Annotated in this window: 14 protein-coding genes; 12 read left to right on the plus strand and 2 right to left on the minus strand. The window is 53.6% G+C overall.

Features of this window, described 5'->3' with window-relative positions:
* From CIK87_RS09910 to CIK87_RS09945, 8 genes are all read left to right on the plus strand, one after another.
* A partial coding sequence (locus CIK87_RS09910) for a transposase (RefSeq protein WP_144008070.1) occupies window positions 1-737 on the plus strand: 737 nt, incomplete at its 5' end.
* 193 nt (window positions 738-930) lie between these two features.
* Entirely contained in the window at window positions 931-1,935 is a 1,005-nt protein-coding gene (locus CIK87_RS09915) for a FecR family protein (RefSeq protein WP_158216236.1), read from the plus strand.
* 48 nt (window positions 1,936-1,983) lie between these two features.
* Complete coding sequence (locus CIK87_RS09920; RefSeq protein WP_094387041.1) at window positions 1,984-5,292, plus strand: SusC/RagA family TonB-linked outer membrane protein; 3,309 nt, start codon at window positions 1,984-1,986, stop codon at window positions 5,290-5,292.
* Window positions 5,293-5,308: 16 nt separating this feature from the next.
* Complete coding sequence (locus CIK87_RS09925) at window positions 5,309-6,898, plus strand: RagB/SusD family nutrient uptake outer membrane protein (protein ID WP_022310602.1); 1,590 nt, start codon at window positions 5,309-5,311, stop codon at window positions 6,896-6,898.
* A 29-nt stretch (window positions 6,899-6,927) separates the two neighbouring features.
* A complete protein-coding gene (locus CIK87_RS09930; RefSeq protein WP_158214704.1) occupies window positions 6,928-7,908 on the plus strand; it encodes a glycoside hydrolase family 18 in 981 nt (326 codons plus the stop codon).
* 41 nt (window positions 7,909-7,949) lie between these two features.
* On the plus strand, window positions 7,950-9,152 hold the full coding sequence (locus CIK87_RS09935) for a DUF1735 and LamG domain-containing protein (protein WP_094387043.1): 1,203 nt from the start codon (window positions 7,950-7,952) through the stop codon (window positions 9,150-9,152).
* A 34-nt stretch (window positions 9,153-9,186) separates the two neighbouring features.
* Window positions 9,187-10,617 carry a BT_3987 domain-containing protein gene (locus tag CIK87_RS09940; protein WP_094387044.1) on the plus strand — a complete coding sequence of 477 codons (1,431 nt, stop codon included), beginning with the start codon at window positions 9,187-9,189 and terminating at the stop codon, window positions 10,615-10,617.
* 110 nt (window positions 10,618-10,727) lie between these two features.
* Window positions 10,728-11,486 (plus strand): DUF1573 domain-containing protein, encoded by a 759-nt coding sequence (locus CIK87_RS09945; RefSeq protein WP_094387045.1) that lies wholly within the window; start codon window positions 10,728-10,730, stop codon window positions 11,484-11,486.
* 1,702 nt (window positions 11,487-13,188) lie between these two features.
* Here the strand turns inward: CIK87_RS09945 and CIK87_RS09955 are convergent.
* Window positions 13,189-13,548 carry a hypothetical protein gene (locus tag CIK87_RS09955; protein WP_094387047.1) on the minus strand — a complete coding sequence of 120 codons (360 nt, stop codon included), beginning with the start codon at window positions 13,546-13,548 and terminating at the stop codon, window positions 13,189-13,191.
* 528 nt (window positions 13,549-14,076) lie between these two features.
* Between CIK87_RS09955 and CIK87_RS09960 the strand changes: the two genes are divergently transcribed.
* From CIK87_RS09960 to CIK87_RS09975, 4 genes are all read left to right on the plus strand, one after another.
* Window positions 14,077-17,094: a SusC/RagA family TonB-linked outer membrane protein gene (locus CIK87_RS09960; RefSeq protein WP_094387048.1), complete on the plus strand. Its 3,018-nt coding sequence runs from the start codon at window positions 14,077-14,079 to the stop codon at window positions 17,092-17,094.
* A 28-nt stretch (window positions 17,095-17,122) separates the two neighbouring features.
* Complete coding sequence (locus CIK87_RS09965) at window positions 17,123-18,661, plus strand: RagB/SusD family nutrient uptake outer membrane protein (RefSeq protein WP_022310336.1); 1,539 nt, start codon at window positions 17,123-17,125, stop codon at window positions 18,659-18,661.
* A 31-nt stretch (window positions 18,662-18,692) separates the two neighbouring features.
* Window positions 18,693-19,589, plus strand: a complete 897-nt coding sequence (locus CIK87_RS09970; RefSeq protein WP_094387050.1) for a Calx-beta domain-containing protein — start codon at window positions 18,693-18,695, stop codon at window positions 19,587-19,589.
* A gap of 206 nt (window positions 19,590-19,795) precedes the next feature.
* Window positions 19,796-21,934: a M6 family metalloprotease domain-containing protein gene (locus tag CIK87_RS09975; protein WP_158216237.1), complete on the plus strand. Its 2,139-nt coding sequence runs from the start codon at window positions 19,796-19,798 to the stop codon at window positions 21,932-21,934.
* Window positions 21,935-21,947: 13 nt separating this feature from the next.
* Here CIK87_RS09975 and CIK87_RS14065 read toward each other — a convergent pair whose 3' ends face one another.
* Window positions 21,948-22,157, minus strand: a complete 210-nt coding sequence (locus tag CIK87_RS14065) for a hypothetical protein (RefSeq protein WP_144008177.1) — start codon at window positions 22,155-22,157, stop codon at window positions 21,948-21,950.
* Window positions 22,158-22,222: the final 65 nt, after the last annotated feature.

Below are 22,222 nucleotides of genomic sequence, written 5' to 3' on the forward strand. Positions count from 1 at the left end.
CAAAACTTGAGGGCAAACGTGTCGGGCTGGTCCGCATGGATAGCGGTTTCTTTGCGAAGGAAATACTTGACTATCTGGAAATGAAAGGGTTACACTATATCATTGCCTGCCGTTTCAACAATCGTATAAAGTACAGTCTCACCCATGAACGCAAATGGATAGAGCTAACAGACGGATTGGAAATATCCGAAACCATCTATCAGGCAAACGGTTGGGAGAAGCCTAGACGCATTGTGATGGTCAGGCAAGAAATAGACAAGCGCCCCAAAGCTGCAGGAAAGCAAATCAAGCAACTGGAGCTTTTTGAGGATGAGCAGGATTTCGGAAAATACCGATACAGCTGCTTTGTAACAGACCTTGACCTGCCGGCCAAGATTGTATATGACTCATATCGCGGAAGAGCGGATTCTGAGAATAGGATAAAAGAATTGAAGAATGATTTCTCCATCGATGACTTTGTCACAAATAACTTCTGGGCAACAGAGGCATGTGGGAATTTCATTGTTATGGCATATAACTTTATGTCGTTGTTCAGACATGCGCTGATCAATTCCAACAAGAAGAAATTTCTGAAGACTATCCGATACGAGTTGATATCGACGCCAGCCTATCTGGGAAAAACAAAAGACAAGCACATCCTATATTTGGCTAGATCACTAAAAACACGACAATCATTCTTATCTATATGGGAAAAATTAAAGGATTTCTCTTTGCCGTACGACACAGAGAAATCCTAATGACCGATTTGGGTTTAAGCAGAAAAGTGCAAATATTTTTGAAAAAAAGTTATCTCCGAGGGCGGGTAAAGTGTCTACGGGTTGTTTCAATAGTGACAGTATGTCAGTAATGACGTGCTCGGGCGTCTTCGGAAAGACCGCCGGCGCCATCCTAATAGTGAAACCAATACTAACGTTATATTAAGAAATGTTGATGGGAAGTGAAATGAAGGCATTGGCCAACAAGTATTTCGAGGGAAAGATTTCCCCCGAAGATGAGAAAGCTCTGTTCGATTACCTCGCACAGGACAGTGAGGCCCTTGCCACTTTCCGCAGCTGGGAAGCCGAATGGGCGTCGCGTCCACACTTCGATATGGTCACCGAAAGCGCATGGACACGCTTCTGTGACTGGATGTGTGGCGCCGAGGCTCGTCGGCAGCGCCGGCCAATGTGGCGTGTGGCAGCAGCGGCTGCCGTGGTGCTGCTTATGTTGTGCTCGGCTTTTGTCGGGTGGTATGCCACCAGCCTTCAGCCCGAACACTACTACACCCTCACCGCACCTATGGGCAGCAAGACCCGCCTCTCTCTGCCCGACGGCTCGCTGGTATGGCTCAACGCAGGCTCTTCGCTGCGCTATTCCAACCGCTTCGGTGACAATAACCGCCGTGTAGTCCTCGAAGGACAAGGCTATTTCGAGGTCGCCAAGCGCGATGGCGCCGAGTTTGTGGTAAACACCCGCGGCTACGACGTGGTGGTCAAGGGTACCCGCTTTGACATCTCTGCCTACAATGATGACAAGAACATCACCACGACCCTCTTGCAGGGTAAGGTGGTGATAGACCGCGGCGCCGACCGCCTCACGATGGAGCCCGGCGATATGGTAAGCCTCAATGTGATTACCGGTAAATTCTCCAAGAGCCGCTATACCACCGACCACCATGCGTGGGTACAGGGCATGACCGAATTCTCTGAGATTAGCCTCGAAGACCTCGCCAAGCTGCTCTCCCGCCGCTACGCTGTAAACATCACTATCACCTCTGAGCGTCTGCGCAAGATGGAGTTTGCCATCTCGCTGCGCAACAAGGAGACCATAGACGATGTGCTCGACGCTCTCCAGAGCATCACAAGCATGCAGGTATGTCGCGATGGAAAGGAGATTACCATCGGCGACTGCCCCCCGCCCCGCCAATACCAAAACACCTCTACTAAACACTACTGAAAATAAAACCTATATATTAAATTGTCTAACTAAAAACAACCAACTGCTATGAACAGTAAGCAAAGCAAATTGCTCGGCATCTGCCTGTTGGTCACACTGATGTTCAGTGCGCTCAGCATGAGTGCTCAGACCGTTACCAAGACGTTCAGTAACGAGAGCCTCCGCAACGTATTGAAAGAAGTGGAACGCCAAACCAAGATGTCTGTAATCTACAAAGTGGACGAAGTGAACGCCAGCCAGAAGGTGACAGCCACCTTCCATGCCACACCCGTCCGCGACGTGTTAACTAAGGTCTTGGGCTCTCATCTTGGCTTCAAGATAGACCACAAGATGATTACCATCTTCAAGCGTGAAGCCAAACCCGCTGCCAAGGACTCCCAGGCTCCCAAGAAGACCGTCAAGGGTCAGGTGCTCGACGAGAACGGTGAGCCCGTGATAGGCGCTACCGTACGCAGCAAGGCCACTGGCGCTGCCGTGGTGACCGACCTGGACGGCAACTTCACCATCTCTGCCGAAGAAGGCAGCAAGATAGAGGTGTCGTATCTCGGCTACCAGCCCAAGTCAGTTACCGCCAAAGGCGACAACCTGACCGTGAATATCTCTCAGGACGAGAAGACCCTGAACGAGGTGGTCGTTACCGCCCTGGGTATCAAGAAAGAGTCGAAGGCACTGACCTATAATGTGCAGCAACTCAAGAACTCGGATATCACCGGTGTCAAGGACGCCAACTTCATGAACGCCCTCGCCGGCAAGGTGGCAGGTGTTGAAATCAACGCCAGTGCTGCCGGTATCGGTGGTGGTGTCAAGGTGGTGATGCGTGGTAACAAGTCTATCAACGGCAACAACAACGCCCTCTACGTGATTGACGGTATTCCCATGCCTTCGCTCCAGGCCAACCAACCTACCGACGCCTACCACGGTGACGCCCAGACCGGCGACGCCGCCTCTATGGTGAACCCCGATGATATCGAGAGCATCTCGGTGCTGAGCGGTGCTGCCGCCTCTGCCCTCTATGGTAGCGACGCTGCCAACGGTGTGGTCATGATTACCACCAAGAAGGGTACTGTGGGCAAGGTGCGCGTGAGCTACAGCAACAACACCTCCTTCTTCTCACCCTTTGTGACTCCCGAGTTCCAGAACACTTACGGACAGACCGGCAACGGCACCTTCTCAAGTTGGGGCTCCAAGCTGGCTACTCCCTCAAGCTACGACCCGCTCGACTTCTTCCAGACAGGTTACAACGTGGGCAACTCGGTTACCTTCTCTGTAGGTTCGGAGCACAGCCAGACTTTTGTCTCTGCCTCTACCACCAATGCCGAGGGTATCGTGGAGAACAACGAGATGTCGCGCTACAACTTTACCGTCCGCAACACCACTGACTTCCTCAAAGACCGTCTGCACCTTGACCTCAGCGCCATGTACATGAGTGTAAAGGAACAGAACATGATATCCCAGGGTTTCTACTTCAACCCCATCGTCCCCGTCTACCTCTTCCCCGCCGGCGACGATATCCGCAAGTACACTCCCTTTGAGCAGTACGACCCCGAACGCAACTTCAAGACCCAGTACTGGCCTTTCGGCAACCAGGGACTCTCCATGATGAACCCCTACTGGGAAATCAACCGCGACATCGCCGAAAACCACAAGGACCGCTTTATCCTCAGTGCTGGTCTGACCTTCGATATCGCCAAGGGCATCACCCTCTCTGGCCGTGCCAAGATGGACAAGACCTCTGGCATCTATGAGAAACGCTATGCCGCCTCTACCGACCCCCTCTTCGCCGGTGAGTATGGTGCCTATTACCGCACCAACGACAACACCCGTCAAATCTACGGCGACGCCATCCTGAATATCGACAAGTACTTCGGTGACTTCTCGCTCACCGCCAACCTCGGTACCTCTATCAAGGATGTGGAGACCAGCTACACCTATGTCGGCGGTTTCCTCAATGTCGCCAACAACTTCACCCTCAATGCCGTAAACCGCGCCAACTCACACATGGACGCCGACCCCGCACTCAACTACCACCACCAGGTACAGAGTGTCTTTGCCACCGCCCAGGTGGGCTATAAGAGTATGGTCTATCTCGACCTCACCGCCCGCAACGACTGGGACTCTTTCCTCGGCAACACCCAGTATCGCAACAAAGGCTTCTTCTATCCCTCTGCCGGTGTGAGCGCCATCCTGACCGAGATGATACCTGGTCTGAAGAGCAAGGTGCTCTCCTTCCTCAAGCTCCGTGGCAGCTACAGTGAGGTGGGTAACACACCCGAGAAGTTCTATGCGCTCACCCGCTACACTTACTCCAACGCCGCGCCCTCTACTACCTCTTACTATCCCAACAACAACCTGAAGCCCGAGCGCACCAAGGCATGGGAGCTGGGTCTGCAGGCCAACCTGTGGCAGGACAAGGTAAACCTTAACGTCAGCCTTTACTCTACCCGCACCACCGACCAGTTTTTCCTTCCCGAACTGTCTGCCTCGTCGGGTTACAGCAAGCTGCCTATCAACGGTGGTCGTATCGACAACAAGGGTATTGAGGCTTCGCTCACGCTGAACCAACCTCTGGGTCCCGTGAAGTGGTCAAGCACCTTCACCTACACCCTCAACAAGAACAAAATCAAGCAACTCCTCGCTCCTACCGAGCTCACCCTTGCCAACGGCAACAAGGTAAACGTGTCGCTCGACGGCATGGACATGCTCAATCTGGGTTCTGTCAAGGTGCGCCTCACCGAGGGCGGCTCTATGGGCGACCTCTATGTCACCATCCCCAAGATGGACGAGCACGGCTACCTCATCGTCGACTACACCTCGCGCAACATCGCCGGTGTGGATGAAGGCAAGTATGTATATGCCGGCAACGTCAATCCCAAGTACAACATGGGCTGGCGCAACAGCTTCTCCTGGAAGGGCATAGACCTGGGCTTCCTCATCAGTGCCCGTGTGGGTGGTCGGGTATCATCCATTACCCAGGGCTACATGGACTACTTCGGTGCCAGCAAGACTACAGCCGAGGCCCGCGACCTGGGTGGCGCACTCGTCAACGGCTACCGCATCCCTGCCCAGGACTACTACAGCAAGATAGGTCCCAGCGTGGGTGCATACTACATCTACAGCGCTACCAACGTGCGTCTGTCTGAACTCTCTGTGGGCTACAGTCTGCCCATCAGCAAGTGGGTGCCCTGGATAGAGAACCTGCGCCTCGCCTTCACCGGCCGCAACCTGCTCATGTTCTACTGCAAGGCTCCGTTCGACCCCGAACTCACCGCCAGTACGGGTACCTACTTCACCGGTATCGACAACTTCATGATGCCGAGCCTGCGCAATCTTGGTTTCTCTGTAAAAGTTGACTTCTAAAGACCCTATAACGATTATGAAACTCAATAAATTCATCACAGGCAGTCTCGCCGTCATGGCATCTGCCGTAGTGCTCTCTTCATGTACGTCTGAGTTTGACAAGTGGAACACTGACCATAACTCGGCTACTGAAGAAGATATGACCCACGACAATATGAATACCGGTGCCTTCTTCTCCCAGATGCAGCACAACGTATTCATCGTAGGTCTGGACAAGGGCGCCGATTACCAGGTAGAGGATATGCTCACCGGCGGCCTCTTCTCTGGCTATTTCTCCAATATCAAGGCTTCTTACGATGTGGGCTCGCTGCACAATGCCCATTATCTGATGCCCGACAAGTGGGTAAACCTGCCCTTCAACGACACCTATACCAATCTGATGCAGCCCTGGCTCTCGCTGAAGACCAACTCTGACAAGAACGGTACGGCTGCCGTGACAGCTCTGGGCAATGTGGTCAAGGTATTCGGCATGAGCCGTCTGGCAGACATGTATGGCCCGCTGCCCTACACCCGCTTCGGTACCGGCATCAATGTGGCTTACGACAGCCAGGAGGATGTGTACAAAGCCTTCTTTGCCGAGCTCGACGACGCCATCGACGTGCTCACTTCCTATCATGAGGCATCGGCTTCTGCCAAGCTCCTCGCCAACTTTGACTTTGTCTTCGGCGGCGATGTAGAGAGCTGGGTCAAGTTTGCCAATACCCTGCGTCTGCGTCTGGCTCTCCGCGTGGCTTATGCCAACGAGGCCCTCGCCAAGCAGGAGGCTCAGAAGTCTATCGATAACAGCCTGGGCTTCCTTGAGAAGACGGCACTTCATGCCAACAATGCCAAGTACTCTTACCTGAACCCCATCTGGGAGGTTACCCAGAGCTTCGGCGATATGCGCATGGGTGCCTCTATCGACAGCTATCTCAACGGCTACGCCGACCCTCGTGCCAAGGTCTACTTCGCCGAAGCCGCCAACGGTGGTGGCATCCACGGCGTCTATCCCGGTCTGCAGATACGCAACCAGAGCGACTATACAGCCAAGACATCGGTAGCGAATGTGGAGTCAAATGCAGCCATACAGTGGATGTCGGCAGCCGAGAGCTTCTTCCTCAGAGCTGAGGCCAAGCTCAGATGGGATATGGGCGCAAGCTCGGTCGAAGAACTCTATAAGGCTGGTGTACGCGCTTCGTTCCAGGAGCGTGGCGTGAGCGGTGCCGATGCCTATCTGGAGAGCAACAACGTGCCCGCCACCTTCACCGACAACAGCGGCAACGGTCGCGACGCCTCGGCGCTGAGCACCATCACCCCCAAGTGGGACAACAACGCCCAGACCGAGCAGAAGCTCGAGCGCATCATCACCCAGAAGTATCTCGCCATCTTCCCCGATGGTCAGGAGGCTTGGAGTGAGTATCGCCGTACGGGTTATCCCAAGCTTTTCACCGTAGACCATAACGCCAGCAACGGCGCAGTAAATACCAATCTGCAGATTCGTCGTCTGCGCTTCCCCGCTTCTGAGTATTCCAACAACAATGCTAATGTACAGGCTGCCGTAGGTCTGCTCGGTGGTCCCGACAATGGCGGTACCAAACTCTGGTGGGACAAGAACCCTAAACATTAATCACCTAAATGACAGCATCTATGAAAATAATGAAATATATTATGCCGCTGCTGCTCATCGCCTGCATGTTTGCTTCATGCGATACCGATGTAGAGAACGCCACGGTGGTTGCCCCCACCACCTACGGCCCGCAGTATTACAAGAACTTGCGCGACTACAAGAAGAGTGACCATTCCATCGCTTGGGGATGGTTCGCCGACTACACCCAGAGCACCTCGCTGGCTACCCGCTTCCTCGGTCTGCCCGACTCGCTCGATATCTGCTCACTCTGGGGTGGCATCCCCTCTGACGACTCTACCCACGTAGATACTCACTATCTGCCCGAGGTATATCGTGAGATGAAGTATGTGCAGGAAGTCAAGGGTACCCGGCTCGTGGTACCTACCATCATCCGCATCCGCACCCGTCCAGAGTTCTACGACTCTATCTGGGTAAAGCAGAACGACCCCCAGGCAGCCATGCGTGCCTACGCCCAGGACCTGCTGCGTCCCATCTTTGAGAATGGACTCGACGGTATCGACATGGACTATGAGCCTGAGGGCGACCCGCTCTCCGGTGGCAACCTCGACTACTTCGTGGAGTATGTAGGCCAGTTCGTCGGCCCCATGGCATCGCCCGACAGCACCTTTACCTATCCCGACGGATTTACCATCAAGGGCAACCCCAACATGCTACTCTGCATTGACTACTACGGAAGTGCCCCCAGCGGCAATACCAATAAGTTTACCAACTGGTATGTCAACCAGACCTATGGCGGAAGCCCCGGTCGCGTGCCCTTCAGTGGCTGTCCTACCGAGAAGGTGGTCTATACCGAGAACGTGGGTGACAACTGGAAGGCTGCTGAGTGCGGACAGCTGCTCAATTATGCCCGCTATCAGCCCAGCACTGGCCGCAAGGGTGGTTTTGGTGCCTTCTTCATGCACCGCGACTATATCAACACTGGCTATGGATGCAGCAACTACGCCAATATGCGCCACGGCATCCAAATCCAGAACCCTGCTATCCACTAAAACCGTGATTAGTAACAGTATAAAGATTTAGAACAACGATTATGAATAAGATAAGATTATTTATGATGGCTATGGTAGCCCTGGTCTTCGCCGCCTGTCAGGAGAGCAATGGCGACTACCGCGATGTGGTTTACATCACGGGCACCATGCAGAAGAATACCATACGCAAGGGCTTTGAGGGCGCCGACCAGGTAGACCTCTCTGTCACCTGCACCGGCAAGGTGAGCGCCCCCGTCACGGCCACCTTTGAGGCTGCCCCCGAGCTGCTCGACGCCTACAACAAGGCCAACAACTCGAGCTACATCGTGCCTCCCACATCGGCTTACAGCATCGAGGATGCCAACGTTACCATCACCCCGGGTAACTTTGTGTCATCTCAGGCCAAGTTGATGATAGGCGATCCATCACAGTTTGAGGAAGGCAAGAACTATTGTCTGCCCGTGCGCGTCAAGAGCGATGGCAATCTGCTCGAGGCTGGCTCGGTGGCATACATCGTCTTCGTGCCCATCATCACTACCGACGTGGCCGACATCAACGGCAGGCCATTCCTGGTTCCCGGCTTCCGCAACAACGAGGCCCTGGGTCATCTCTCCCAGCTCACTATGGAGTGCAAAGTATATGTCAACGACTTCTGCCACACCAATCCCTACATCTCTTCACTGATGGGATGCGAGGAGAACTTCCTGCTGCGCTTCGGCGACGTATCGTGCGACCCCGACCAGCTGCAGCTCGCCGGTGGCAAGACCGGTGCGCCCTCTTGGGACAAGCCCGACAAGGGAACGGCTCACCCCACCACATTCCCCACCCACTTCCCCACCAAGAAATGGTGCCACTTTGCCTGTGTCTATGACGGCTCTCAGATTACCATGTATCTCGACGGCGAACCTATGGGTGACCCTGTCAAGGCTACTGGCGACATCTCGCTCGTGTGGAGCTATGATTACGGAACCTCATACGGTGACAACAACGGTCCCTTCGCCATCGGCTACTCTGCCGGAGGCCGCTATCTCAACGGCCGCGTAAGTGAATTCCGCGTATGGAACGTTGCCCGCACTCCTGCCGACCTGCTCAACAACATCTGCTATGTAGACCCCCACACACCGGGACTCATCGCATACTGGCGCTTCTGCGGTACAGACCAGCAGGAAGACGGTTCGATCCTCGACCAGACCGGTCATGGATACAACGCCGTGGCCAAGAGTGGCTCACCATCATGGGTGCCCAATCATAAGTGCCCCTACTAATACAGTGTCGTCTAACCGATAAAACTTACAATCAATGAAACTGAACAAATTATATATCGCCTGTGGAGTGCTGTTCCTTGGAACAGCCACTCTCAGCGGCTGTAGCGACGACGAGGCCTACGATGTAGACGGTTCCAACAACAACCTCATCTACGTAGACCAGTCGGTAGCCAAAGTGACCGAGTGTACCGTCTACCACACACCGGTAGGCTCTTTCGGCGACATCACCGCCAACGTCAAGGCGCGTCTGCAGTATGCTTCGGCAGACAGCATCACCATTAGTGCCGCCCCCGACACCACAATGGTATCTGAATATAACAAGGAATATAACGGCGTGGCCACCACCGTGCCTGCCGATGTGCTCGCTGCCATCCAGCTGGAGAAGACGGGCATCAGCGCCGGAGCCAACGTGGCCTCCGAACCTCTCAAGGTGACCATCCCCGCCGAGGCTTGTGCCCGTCTGACCGAGCCCGAGTATGTGGTGCCCCTCAGACTCACCGCCGTCAAGGAGGGGTCCCTCGATACCGACCGTCCCGTGGTGGCAAGCGAGGAGATGGGCGTCTACTATGTAGCCATCCATACCACCAACGATATGGTCTATCTCGCAGGCTCAAACTCAGCCAAGAGCAGCATCGTGCGCACTCCCGTGGGAGTCTTTGGCGAGGTCAAGGCCGACTATAACGTGAGCCTGCACTTCGCGCTCGACAGTGATGTGAAGGTGTCGGCTACCGTAGACAACAGCCTCGTGGATGCCTACAACACCGAGAACGGCAAGAACTACAAGTCACTGCCCGCCAATGTGGCTGGTGCCCTCGAGGTGACAGCTGCCACGGTGGCTGCTGGAAGTCAAGGCGCCCAACTCCATGTGGAGCTGCCCACCGAGCTGGGTCAGACGCTGACCGAGGCAGGCTATGTGGCTCCGCTGCGACTCGTAGCTGAGTATGCCAACGGCACCAAGGTGACCCTCGACAGCCAGGTGGCTTATCTCGTGGTGACCACCGAGGAGAGCCTCATCCAGGACAATCCTACAGCACTGCTGGGTACAGCCGTGAGCGACATCAGCGCCTGGAAGTGTATCTCTGCCGTCAACTACAATAAGGATGAACTCAAACTGTCGACATGGAAGTTCTCTCAGTTCAATATCGACAATGCCTCGTTTGTCGTAGACTTCGGAGCCGTACACAAGGTGGGTGCCTTCAAGCTCTCTTGTTCTCCCGGCAAGTCGTTCCGCTTCTATCTGAGCGAGGACAATGCCAACTGGGTAGACCTGGGCGATGTCAATGGCAAGGGCACCTATCGTGAGAGCTGGAGCAGCCAGTGGTATGTACTCTATGGTGCTGTCAATGCCCGTTATGTCAAGGTAGAGCAGACGCTCGATCCCAGCCACTGGGGTTGGAGCTACGGCAACTATGGATGGGGCGCAAGCTATGTCTCCACAACTTGGGGACTCACCTTCGTAGACTGAACATGCATAGAAGATTGATTCAGTTCAATCGATAGCGTTGACAGGGGTGCCCCTCCTCATGATTGGGGCGTGGGCACCCTATACTTTCCTAACAATCTAAGGATAATGACATGATGAAATCATTGCTATTCCTCATACTTTCACTCTTCACGGCACTCACGGCACAGGCACAGGGCGAACCACAGTTTCTTGAGACGTTCAAGCCCGTAGAGCGCACCCACGACTTCGGTACCATCTACGAGAAAGACGGTAAGGTGGTCCATGTCTTCCGTCTGCGCAACAACGGCAAGAGTCCCGTGGCCATTTCGGCAGTCAACACGTGGTGTGGCTGCATGGTCGCCGACTATACCAAGCGTGCCGTGCGTCCGGGCGAGACAGCCCGGGTCACCGTGTCGCTCGACCCCGACCACAAGCAGGGCAACTTTGTCAAGCAGGTGGTGGTGCTCGTCAACGACGGTTCGGCTTACGTGCGTCTCTGGGTCAAGGCCAACATCGTGCCTATGGTCCACCCCGTGCGTGAAGACCATCCCTTCGACTACGGACACGGCCTCTTCATGAACCAGCAGATGTTGCCGTTTCCCGAGTTGACCGTGGGGCAGATCCACACCTTCGAGCTGAAGCTCGCCAACGACACCGACAAGCCGATGACCATCCAGTTCAAGCGTGTGCCCAACAATACGGTGCTCAAGATGCCTTCCATGGTGCGTCTCAAGCCCCACGAGCGTAAGTCGATACGCGTGAGCTATCTCTATTTCCGTCGCCCCCACGCCACCCGCCGCATCCACGTCATCCCCGTGGTCAACGGCAAGGAGGCAAAGCCCCTCGTCGTGAAGTGGAATGTAGCCCAGAAGTTCAGACTGTTGAATTAAGTCTCTCATATTTCATCAAGAGCCCCAGCCCCACCCGGTCTGGGGCTTTTTCGTGCCCCAGGGTGGGCAGAAAGGTGCGCTCTATATATATAATAAGGTGGAGTGGGGCGGTTGGGGGTATCGCCGTGGTTGTCGTCCTCCACTCGTTGATGCTGCAAGGGGATGACAATGATATAAGTGGTCCATTGTTGATGGTGCGCACCCTTGGCAACTCTGTAGGAGTTGCGATTTCATAGCCCAGGGTTGAGGTGCGCAGCGCCTCTACCCTGGGTATTGATGCGAAAAAGGATAGCAACTCTGTAGGAGTTGCGTTTAGCCGAAGGCGTTACCCGCAGCAGGATAATTGCAAGAACTGGGTAGGCGGAAACCATAAGATTGAGAATAACGCCTACGGCTAATCGCACCTCTTACAGAGTAGCCAGGTTAGCGGGGGTGTTTACCCAGGGTAGCGTGCTTCGCCCGCAACCCTGGGCTGGGGAATCGCAACTCCTACAGAGTTGCCGCTGCTTACGTGTGTTTTGTCATGGAGGGTATAATGTTCGTGTGCATGGATGTAGGAATTTCCGCTGGGGCCCATCGTCACCATCCCCACCGTCATGCGCCGCATGACGACAGCATCCCCCACGGTTCAAAAAGCGGCCTGCGGCCGTAAAAAAAGTCCGGCTCACGCCGGTAAAAAAACAGCTGCTTGTGGTGGGTACAGCCCCAACCCGGTCTGGGGCTTTTTCGTGCCCTGGGGTGGGCAGAGAAGTGCGCCCTGTATATAAAATAAGGTGGAGTGGGGCAGTTGGGGGTAACGCTGTGGTTGTCGTCCTCCACTCGTTTATGCTGCAAGGGGATGAGGTAAACACAAAAAACCGTGATGGATGCTGTCGGCTTCGCCTTGGTGGGTCTGGAGCCAATGTCCGTCGGAAAACGAGTTTTCCTCCTTGCCATCGTCACCATCCCCACCGTCATGCGCCGCATGACGACAGCATTCCCCACGGTTCAAAAAGCGGCCTGCGGCCGTAAAAAAAGTCCGGCTGTCGCCGGTAAAAAAACAGCTGCTTGTGGTGGGTACAGCCCTAATTCGGTCTGGGGTTTTTTAGTGCCCCGATGTGGGCAGAGAGGTGCGCCCTATATATATAATAAGGTGGAGTGGGGCGGTTGGGGGTAACGCTGTGGTTGTCGTCCTCCATTCGTTGATGCTGCAAGGGGATGACAATGATATAGGTAGCCCATTGTGGACGGTGCGCACCCTTGGCAACTCTGTAGGAGTTGCGATTTCATAGCCCAGGGTTGAGGTGCGCAGCGCCTCTACCCTGGGTACATGAATAATAAGATGAAGCAACTCTGTAGGAGTTGCGTTTAGCCGAAGACGTTATACTCCATCTTGTAATACCCACCTACCCTTAGCCTTCCTTTGTCCTGCTGCGTGTAACGCCTACGGCTAATCGCAACTCTTACAGAGTAGCAAGATTAGTGGGGGTGCATACCCAGGGTAGCGTGCTTCGCCCGCAACCCTGGGCTGGGGAATCGCAACTCCTTCAGAGTTGCCGCTGCTTCCGTGGGTTTCGCCATAAGGGGTATAATGTTCGTGTGCATGGATGTAGGAGTTGCCGCTGCTTACGACGGTTTCGTCATGGAGGGTATAATGTTCGTGTGCATGGATGTAGGAGTCGCCGCTGGGGGCCATCCCCGTATCTCCCAAGGGGAAGGAGTTTTATCTAAGCGCCTTAAACACACCAAGTATGAACTCCCGCCCCTTGGGGAAGGTTAAGGGAGGGGCCTCTCCTCCTGCCGATGCCGTCAGCGCCACTAAGGCGGAGCCTTCAGAAGACGCCATCGGCTTTTTGTATCTTTTATTGTCTTGCCCCATCCCGTCAATGTACATCGTAAAACGACGCTCATGGTGTGAAATCGTCATTTCGTGGCTTGCATAATGGATATCCTGGCTTGCAATCACCATTTCACACCACGAAATCGGGTTTTCGATGTGCTCGGGCGTCATTAGGCTGTGCTCGGGACTTTTTGCATAGGTCTCGGTGTGGGTGTCGCCAACCTCCGCCATCACAACAATCATCCCGCTGCTTGCAAATGCGGGAGGAAAAGGGGTGGACGTGGTGGGAAACGGACGCGGGGTAGCCCTCCTACTATGCTATAAGCCAACTCGAAAACGCTGATTTGGCAGTTTGAGGTTTTTAACATTACCTCGGATGAATAAATAATGATTAAATATACCCCTATCGATAACAATCCGTTAAATATTGTGGCTTTCTAATTATAATTTGTTATCTTCTACAGTCGCAATCCTTGATATAAATCATCTGAAAGCTCCTTTAATAGTTAATAAACGTTAACCCCGTAATAATATTTTGTATAATTTTTGCTATTTATCATTAATACTATTAATTTTGCACGTACATATAGTTGCAAAACGACTTAAAAACGGCTCTAAGGTTGTGCTTAAAGGATTGTTTTTTGCGCTTTTGGTTTCCAAAATGTCAGCATAATGCTGCCGGAGACGGTGGTAAGACCCCGAAAACTTGTCATTGAGGATGAAATAATAATAATAGTTAATATAGTTTTTAATTTAAAAGAGAGAGATTTTATGGAAAAAAGACTATCGATGTTTTTTGCCTGCCTCTTCCTGAGCATAGGAATGGCGCTGGCACAAACAAAAGTTACAGGTACCGTAGTCAGCAGCGAAGACAACGAGCCTGTAATTGGTGCGTCTGTTAAAGTCGTAGGCACCAAGACTGGTGTCGCCACAGACATTGATGGAAAATTCTCGCTCGTGGTAAACAGCAAGAACGCTGAACTCGAGTTTTCATCCATCGGTATGGTTACCAAGCGTCTTAAAGCCTCTGCCAACATGATGGTCGTGCTCGACCCCGACAGTCATGTATTGGAGCAAGTAGTGGTTACCGGTTACGGCCAGGCCAAGAAGGTGGGTGCCGTTGTAGGTGCCATCGGTACTGTAGGCTCTGAAAAGCTCGGCAAGATTGTTACCCCTAACTTCACCGACGCTCTTGCCGGTCAGGTTTCTGGTCTGTCTGTGCTCAGCTCAGCCGGTGACCCTTCGACCACAGCTACAATCCGTCTGCGTGGTGTCAACTTCCTGCAGACCAGCAACCAGCCCCTCTTCATTCTGGATGGTGCCCCTATCAGCTCTACATTCTTCAGCACCCTCAACCCTGAGGACATTGCCAATATCACCGTGCTCAAGGATGCTGCCTCTACTTCTATTTACGGTGCGCGTGCTGCCAACGGTGTAATCCTTATCACCTCTAAGCAGGGCCGTTACAACGAGAGCGCCCAGGTTAGTGTCAAGGCCCAGTGGGGTGTTTCTTCTCCTACTTCCGACGGTGCAGAGATGATGAACTCTGAGCAGTACGTACAGTTCCGCGATATTATCGGTCAGCCCGTAAGCGACGAAATCCGCAATCTGGTCAAGAACTACGGCCTCAATACCAACTGGTATGACGAGGTGCTGAGCAGTTCGGCTCCTACTTATGATATCAATGCCACCATGCAGGGCGGTAGCCAGACAGTCAACTACTATATGTCTTACAACCACCACAAGCAGCAGGGTCTGGTAGAGAAGTCTGCTATGCAGCGCTCTGTCCTCAATGCCCGTATCAACGCTCGTCTGAACAAGTTCTTCAAGGTGGGCTACAGCGCCAACATCGGTGTACAGGACTTCGAGCAGAACGCCGTATGGAGCGCCATGCAGAGTGCCAGCAGCATTTATACTAACAACCCTCTGGTATTTGCCCGTAAGGCTCTGCCCTTCGACGTACCTTATTATTATAGCTTCGACGACAGCGGCAAGCTCATCAAGGGCGCCAAGGCCGACTATCTGCACTACTCTGGTATGAAGACCATGGAGCAGGACAGCAGATACCGTCGCTCTTTCCGCAAGCGTATCACCCTCAACACTTCACTCAATGAGGTGCTTACTCCTATCGACGGTCTTACCCTGACCGCCCAGCAGTCGCTCGAGCTGGTCAACCAGACCCTCGACAACCGCAACCTGCCTTGGGAGACTTTCCGGACTCCTATGGGCGACATTGTAGGTGATGGCGCTGTAGGCTCGATGAATACCGGTGCCGTACAGAACCGTTATACCTCTTCTTATCAGTACAACCTCATCCACACTGCTGAATACCGCAAGGGCTTTGGCGACCACAACATCGACGTGCTGGTCGGTGAGGAAACCCGCATCACCAAGGACTGGCAGTTTGGTGCCTTCGCAACAGGTCATGCCGATGCCCGTCTGATGAACATCACCAGCGGTACTAACGTTGCCCTCTCTGACCTCGAGGACGCTCAGACCAAGGTTGTTGCCAACTCACTCTTCGCCACTCTGGAGTACAACTTCAAGGAGAAGTATTATTTCTACAGCTCTATCCGTCGCGACGGTAGCTCTAAGTTTGCTCCCGACCACCGCTGGGGTACCTTCTGGTCACTCGGTGTGAAGTGGGATGCCAAGAAGGAGAGCTTCCTCAAGGACGTAAGTTGGCTCAACGATGCCTCACTGAGTCTCAACTATGGTACTACCGGTAGTGACGCAGGTCCTGGTGCCTACGAGTACTTCGGTCTCTATGGCCAGGGTTCGCTCTACAACGGCCAGACCACTCTGGGTATCGCACAGGCTGCCAACTATATGCTGACTTGGGAGAAGGTGGACAAGCTCAACTTCGGTATCAATGCCCGCGTCTTCGACCGTCTGGGTGTCAACATCAACCTCTACAAGAACAAGAGTACCGATATGATTATGGACGTTCCTTACTCTTTCACCACTGGTTTCTCTGCTGGTGTGGGTAACGTAGGTTCGATGGTCAACAAGGGATTTGAAGCCGACGTCGATGTAGACATCATCAAGACTCGCGACATGCGCTGGACCTTCAAGGCCAACGTAGGTTACAACAAGAACGAAATCACCGAGCTCTTTGCCGGTCGTGACAACTATACCATCGCCAATACCGGTGTACGCTATGAGGTAGGCCGCAGCTATGGTGAGTTCTATCTGCCCCGCCGTGCAGGCGTTGACCCACGCGACGGTGCCCCCATGTGGTACGACAAGGATGGCAACATCACCAAGACCTTCAGCGAGGAGAACTGTACTGTATGGACTGGCAAGAACCGTTATGCCCCCTGGATTGGTGGTTTCGGTACCAACTTCACCTGGAAGGGCTTTGCCATCATCGCTGACTTCGCTTGGCAGAGCGGCAAGTACCTGCTGATGAACGAGGAAGTCTTCACAGCCAACCCCGCCAACGCTACTTCATGGAACCAGCAGACCAAGATGCTGAACATCTGGACCAAGCCCGGTCAGATTACCGATATCCCTGCTGCTGGATACAACGTGACCATGCTCGACGACAATCTGCTCGACAACGCTTCATTCCTGCGTATGAAGACCCTGAGCCTCCAGTACGACCTGCCCAAGAAGTGGCTTGCTCCTCTGCGCTATGTCAAGGGCTTCAAGGTATTTGGTATCGCTCGTAACCTCTTCACCATTACTTCGTTCTCTGGTTATGACCCAGAGCCCGATATCAACCTGGTTAAGTTCAACTATCCTAACACCCGCCAGTTCGTGCTCGGTGCCGAAGTTACATTCTAACAATATAACACGATAAATGGAAAAGAATATGAAAAAAATATATTTTTCACTGATGTTGCTTGCGACATTGTTCGTTACTTCATGTAGCATGGACCAGAAGCCCTTCGGAGCTCTCGACGACCAGTCCGCAATTCGCAACGAGAAGGACCTCTATCAGTTCCGTAACATCCTCTACAGCAATCTTCGCGGTCTTACTTCCGGCGGTTGGCTCTACCAGCCCGACCTGGTAGCCGACGAGTTTGTGGGCTTGTTGAGCAACGGTAACCGTAACGGTGAGCTCAACAGCGGTAACATCCTCGCTTCTACCGGCGAAATCGAGAGCATGTGGGGTAGCTGCTACAGCGTCATCAAGAACTGTAACAAGCTGATGGAAGAGGCCGACAAGCTGCTGGGTCAGGAGGGGCTTACCGATGCCCAGGTGCTTGCCATCAAACGCTATCGCGCAGAGGCTTCGTTTACCCGTGCCTATGCTTACTTCTTCCTGGCCGACCACTTCTGCCAGTCTTACACACAGACCAATCCCGAGGCAGAGCATTCTGGTCTGCCCCTACAGACGGTCTACTATCCTACATCCAATGCGTCCTACTATCCCGACCGCAGCACATTGGCAGAGACCTTCAGTCTCATCGAGACCGACCTTGCCAATGCCTACGACGGCATCAAGGCCTACGAGGCCAGCGGTGCCAGTGATGTAGCCGACCTGCTCAAGCCCAACGCCGCTTACGTATCTTCGTTTGCCGTAGAGGCTATGATGGCTCGTGTGGCTCTCGTCAAGGGCGACTATCCCACAGCTCTTGCCAAGGCCAAGGACGTAATCACCAACGGTGCCTATACTCTTACCACCATTGCCGATTACAAGAAGCTCTGGACCAATGACGCCGGTACCGAGGTGATCTTCCGCCCCTTCATGTCAAATACTGAGCTTGGCGGTTCGGTAGGTGGTGCTTACATCTCTTCCGACAACCAGACTTGCGACTATATCCCCACCTACGCCACTCTGAATACCTTCGCTGTTGAAGGCGACGTGCGCTTCGACACATTCTTCGAGGTCAACGAGGGTGTAAAGGTCGAGGGTAGCACCTATGCTCTGTACCAGTTTGTCAAGTTCCCCGGCAACAGCTCACTGCGTACCGGTAGCGCTAACAACCTGGTCAACATGTGCAAGCCTTTCCGTCTCTCTGAGATGTACCTCATCGCTGCCGAGGCTGCTGCCCGCACCAATGTGGATGGCTCAAGCTATCTGAACACCTTCCTCAAGAACCGTATCGAGGACTATCAGGCCGCTTCGTTCACCTCTGAGCAGCTGCTCACCTCGGCTCTGCGTCAGCGTCAGCTTGAGTTTGTAGGCGAGGGCTTCCGTCTGAGCGACCTGCGTCGTCTGGGTCTCGGCTTCAGCCGTACTGCCGACTATCCTGCCGCTATGGGTATCAACGGTATCATTACCGTGAAGAGCGCAAGCGTTACCTATAAGGCTGGTGACTATCGTTACACATGGCCTATTCCTCAGAGCGAGCTCGACAGCAACCCCAAGCTGAAGACTCAGCAGAACCCCGGATACGCCGATTAATCAGTATAACTATTAAAGAATACATCACAGTATGAAATATATCAAATTGTTTATGCTCCTTGCAGTGACCGCTTTCTTTGCGGCCTGCTCGGACGATGATGCCAGCTGGAACACCAATGCCGACGTAACCGTCGAGATGGGCAAGACAGAAGTCAAGGTCAAGGAAGGTGCAGGTCTTTTCAATGTGCCTATCGTTGTCAAAGGTGAGACTACAGCTCCCGTGCGTGTACATGTGTCAATGAGAGAGTCGGGCAGCAACCCTGCCAAGAAGGACGTCAACTATATGGTCACCGATACTACCATCGTCATCTCTGACGGTGCCGGCAAGGTAGAAGTCAAGACCGTCGATGACGATGAAATCAATGAAAACCGTACCTTCGAAGTATATATCGTTTCTGCCGATGGCGCCAAGGTAGGCGCCAACTCTTCTACCAATGTTGTACTTCGTGACAACGACTCTGAGTTCTATGAGAAACTCCAGGGTGTATGGAAGATGAAGTGCGTCGACGCCAATGGTGCTGCCAAGGAGTGGTCGGTAACCGTGACCGGCGGCGATGAGGAAAGCGAGGACTACAACCACTATCTCTATGTCTCTGGCATGATGGGCTATGACTGGACAATGGCCGTGCTCAAGTATGACTACGACAAGGCTACCAAACAGGGCTCACTGGCATTCGACGAACTGGGTTCTTACAAGTTTGCCGACGGTGTAGACTTCGGTCTTGGCAATGCTCCTAACTACGTATGTCTCTTCTCTCAAGACGGTAGAAATCTTACTACCGAGCCTATCGGTGGTACCTGGAGTGCAGACTTCAAGACTGTCACCTTCGATGCCGACAAGGTCTTGTGTGGTGGTATCTTCGGTTCCGACGGTTCATTCACGGGTTATGTATGGTTCTCGGCCAAGAGCATTACCATGGTACGCTAATCGATTAGCTGAAATCTGCGTGATGACTCATGCGGAAATGACAATAAAAAAGATTGCCGGCACAGCGCCGGCAATCTTTTTTTATACCCTGACCTCATTTTGTTGCCCGATGATAGCCGTTAGGTTGGAAAAAATAATTATTTTTGCATACGAGTTTGCTAATGAACACGTTATCGACAAAAATGTCAAATAAAATAATTCAAATCATGATGAAAAGATTCCTTACTGCACTGTTGCTGTTGGTAGCTACAGTAGCAGTCCATGCCGTCCCCGCCGACCCAAGCGTGTGGCGCATCTTCAAAACTGCCGATGGCAAGACTGTTCGCGTACAGCTGTGTGGCGACGAGTTTATGCGTTACTGGAAAGCCGAGAACGGCGCCTGTTACACCCTTGAGAGCAACGATGTGCTGCGTGTGGCAGACATGCAGCAGCTGCAGCTCAACGCCACCAACATGCGCAGCCAGATGGAGCCTGCCCGCAGTCAGGGCAAGCAGCGCAAGTCGTGGAGAGAGAAGGTGGCACAGCGTGTCAACTTCACCGGCGAGAAGCGTTGCCTCATTATCCTCGCCCAGTTCTCTGACGTCGCTTTCACGATGGACGACCCCCAGGCTTACTACAACCGCGTGGCCAATGAGAAAGGTCTCAAAGAAGGTAAGTTTGTAGGCAGCGTGGCAGACTACTTCAGCGCCCAGAGCGGTGGCGTGTTCAACATCACCTTCGATGTGGTAGGTCCCTATACCCTCGGCTCGCAGGTTTCTTATGGTGGCAATGTCAACGGCAACGACCAGAACGCCCGTGGTATGATACTTGATGCCTGCAACAAGGCTTATGCCGATGGCCTCGACTTCTCGCCCTATGACTGGGACGGCGACGGCTTTGTCGAGGAAGTCTATGTCATCTATGCCGGCCGTGGCGAGGCTACTGGTGGCGGTAAAAATACCGTATGGCCCCACAAGTGGCAGCTCGCTTCGCCCGTGAAGTATGGCAACAAGTATGTCAGCGTCTACGCCTGCTCCAACGAGTTGCGCAGTGCCAGCAGCTATATGGGCATCGGCACCATCTGCCACGAGTTCTCCCACTGCTTGGGTTATCCCGACATGTATGACACCCGCGGCAACTCTGGTACCAGCAACACCTGGTATGGCATGGGCACCTGGGACCTCATGTGCTCGGGCAGCTACAATGGCAACGAGTATTGTCCTGCCGGCTACACCGCTTACGAGAAGATGGTCGGCGGATGGATCAAGCCCGTTGACCTCTCTGAAACTCTTACCTGCAGCGTCAAGGACCTGAAGACCACTGCCAAGGGTGGCGAAGTCTACAAAGTGACCAACCCCGGCAGCAGCAATGAGTACTATCTCATCGAGAACCGTCAGCAGGAAGGTTGGGACAAGTATATCGCGGCTTCGGGCATTATGATCAATCATATCGACTATAATCCTACTCTCTGGCAGTGGAACTGCCCCAATACTCCTGATAGAGGCAACGACCACGAGCGCATCACCATCATCCCTGCTGACAATGTCAAGAGCGGTGAAACAGAGGCGGGCGACGCATGGCCCTATGGCGGACACAACAGTCTGGGCAATAACACCAGTCCGGCCTGTGTGGTGTATAACGACAACAACGGCAGGATGCTTATGAACATCCTCATCAGCAAGATGTCTTGCTCGGGCGGTCTGGCTTCGTTCAACTTTGCCAACCTCAACAACGGCGCTTCTCAGGAAGGCTATCTGCTCAAGGAGACCTTCGACCGCTGTCTCGGTACCGGTGCCAACGACGACAATGGCTTCTATAAGCCCGCCAGCACTTTGATGGCAAGAAACTTTGCCAATGGTACTTTCGAACCCGATGTTACAGGATGGGATGCTGGTATGACCCTCAAGGGCGCTTATCAGTGTGCCGTCGTAGGTCGCAATGGCAAGGCGTCAGGCACCTATAATCTGACGAGTCCTTCATTCAATGTCGACGCCAACACGCCTGTCACCATCAAGTTCAAGGCTGCTCCCTTCGACAAGAACAACAGCAATACGCTCACCCTCTCTACCAGCAACGGTACGCTGTCGACCACTACTTTCAACCTGACCGAAGGCCAGTGGACCGACTGCAGCACCACGCTGAGAGCATCGGGCAAGACGCAGCTCACCTTCAAGTCCTGCCGTCTCTTCCTCGATGAGGTTGAAATCCAGACCAGCGTAGAGTCGGGTATCGACAATGTCTACACCCCCTCTTCGCGTCCCGCCAAGGTGGGCATCTACACCCTCTCGGGTGTCTATCTCGGCACCGACGCCAGCTCGCTCCCCCACGGCGTCTACATCATCAACGGCCATAAGGTAGTGAAGTAAGGGTTACACCTTATTAATATATATAGGCATCGCCGACATCGTGTCCTCCGTGGACATGGTGTCGGCGATGTGGGTTGTAGTTGTAAGCCCTTTGGGAGAACTGGGGTGGGGTACGCTGCTGGTCCCTTTTGTTGTGGAGCTTGTCAGCAGCAGCAACTCTGTAGGAGTTGCGCTTTCCCAGCCCAGGGTTGCGGGCGTAGTCCGCTACCCTGGGTAGCTGCACAACTATTATAGCTACTCTGAAGGAGTTGCGATTAGCCGAAGGCGTTATGCTCGGTTAATAATAAT

It is taken from the genome of Prevotella sp. P5-64, assembly GCF_002251285.1.
GTDB lineage: Bacteria > Bacteroidota > Bacteroidia > Bacteroidales > Bacteroidaceae > Prevotella.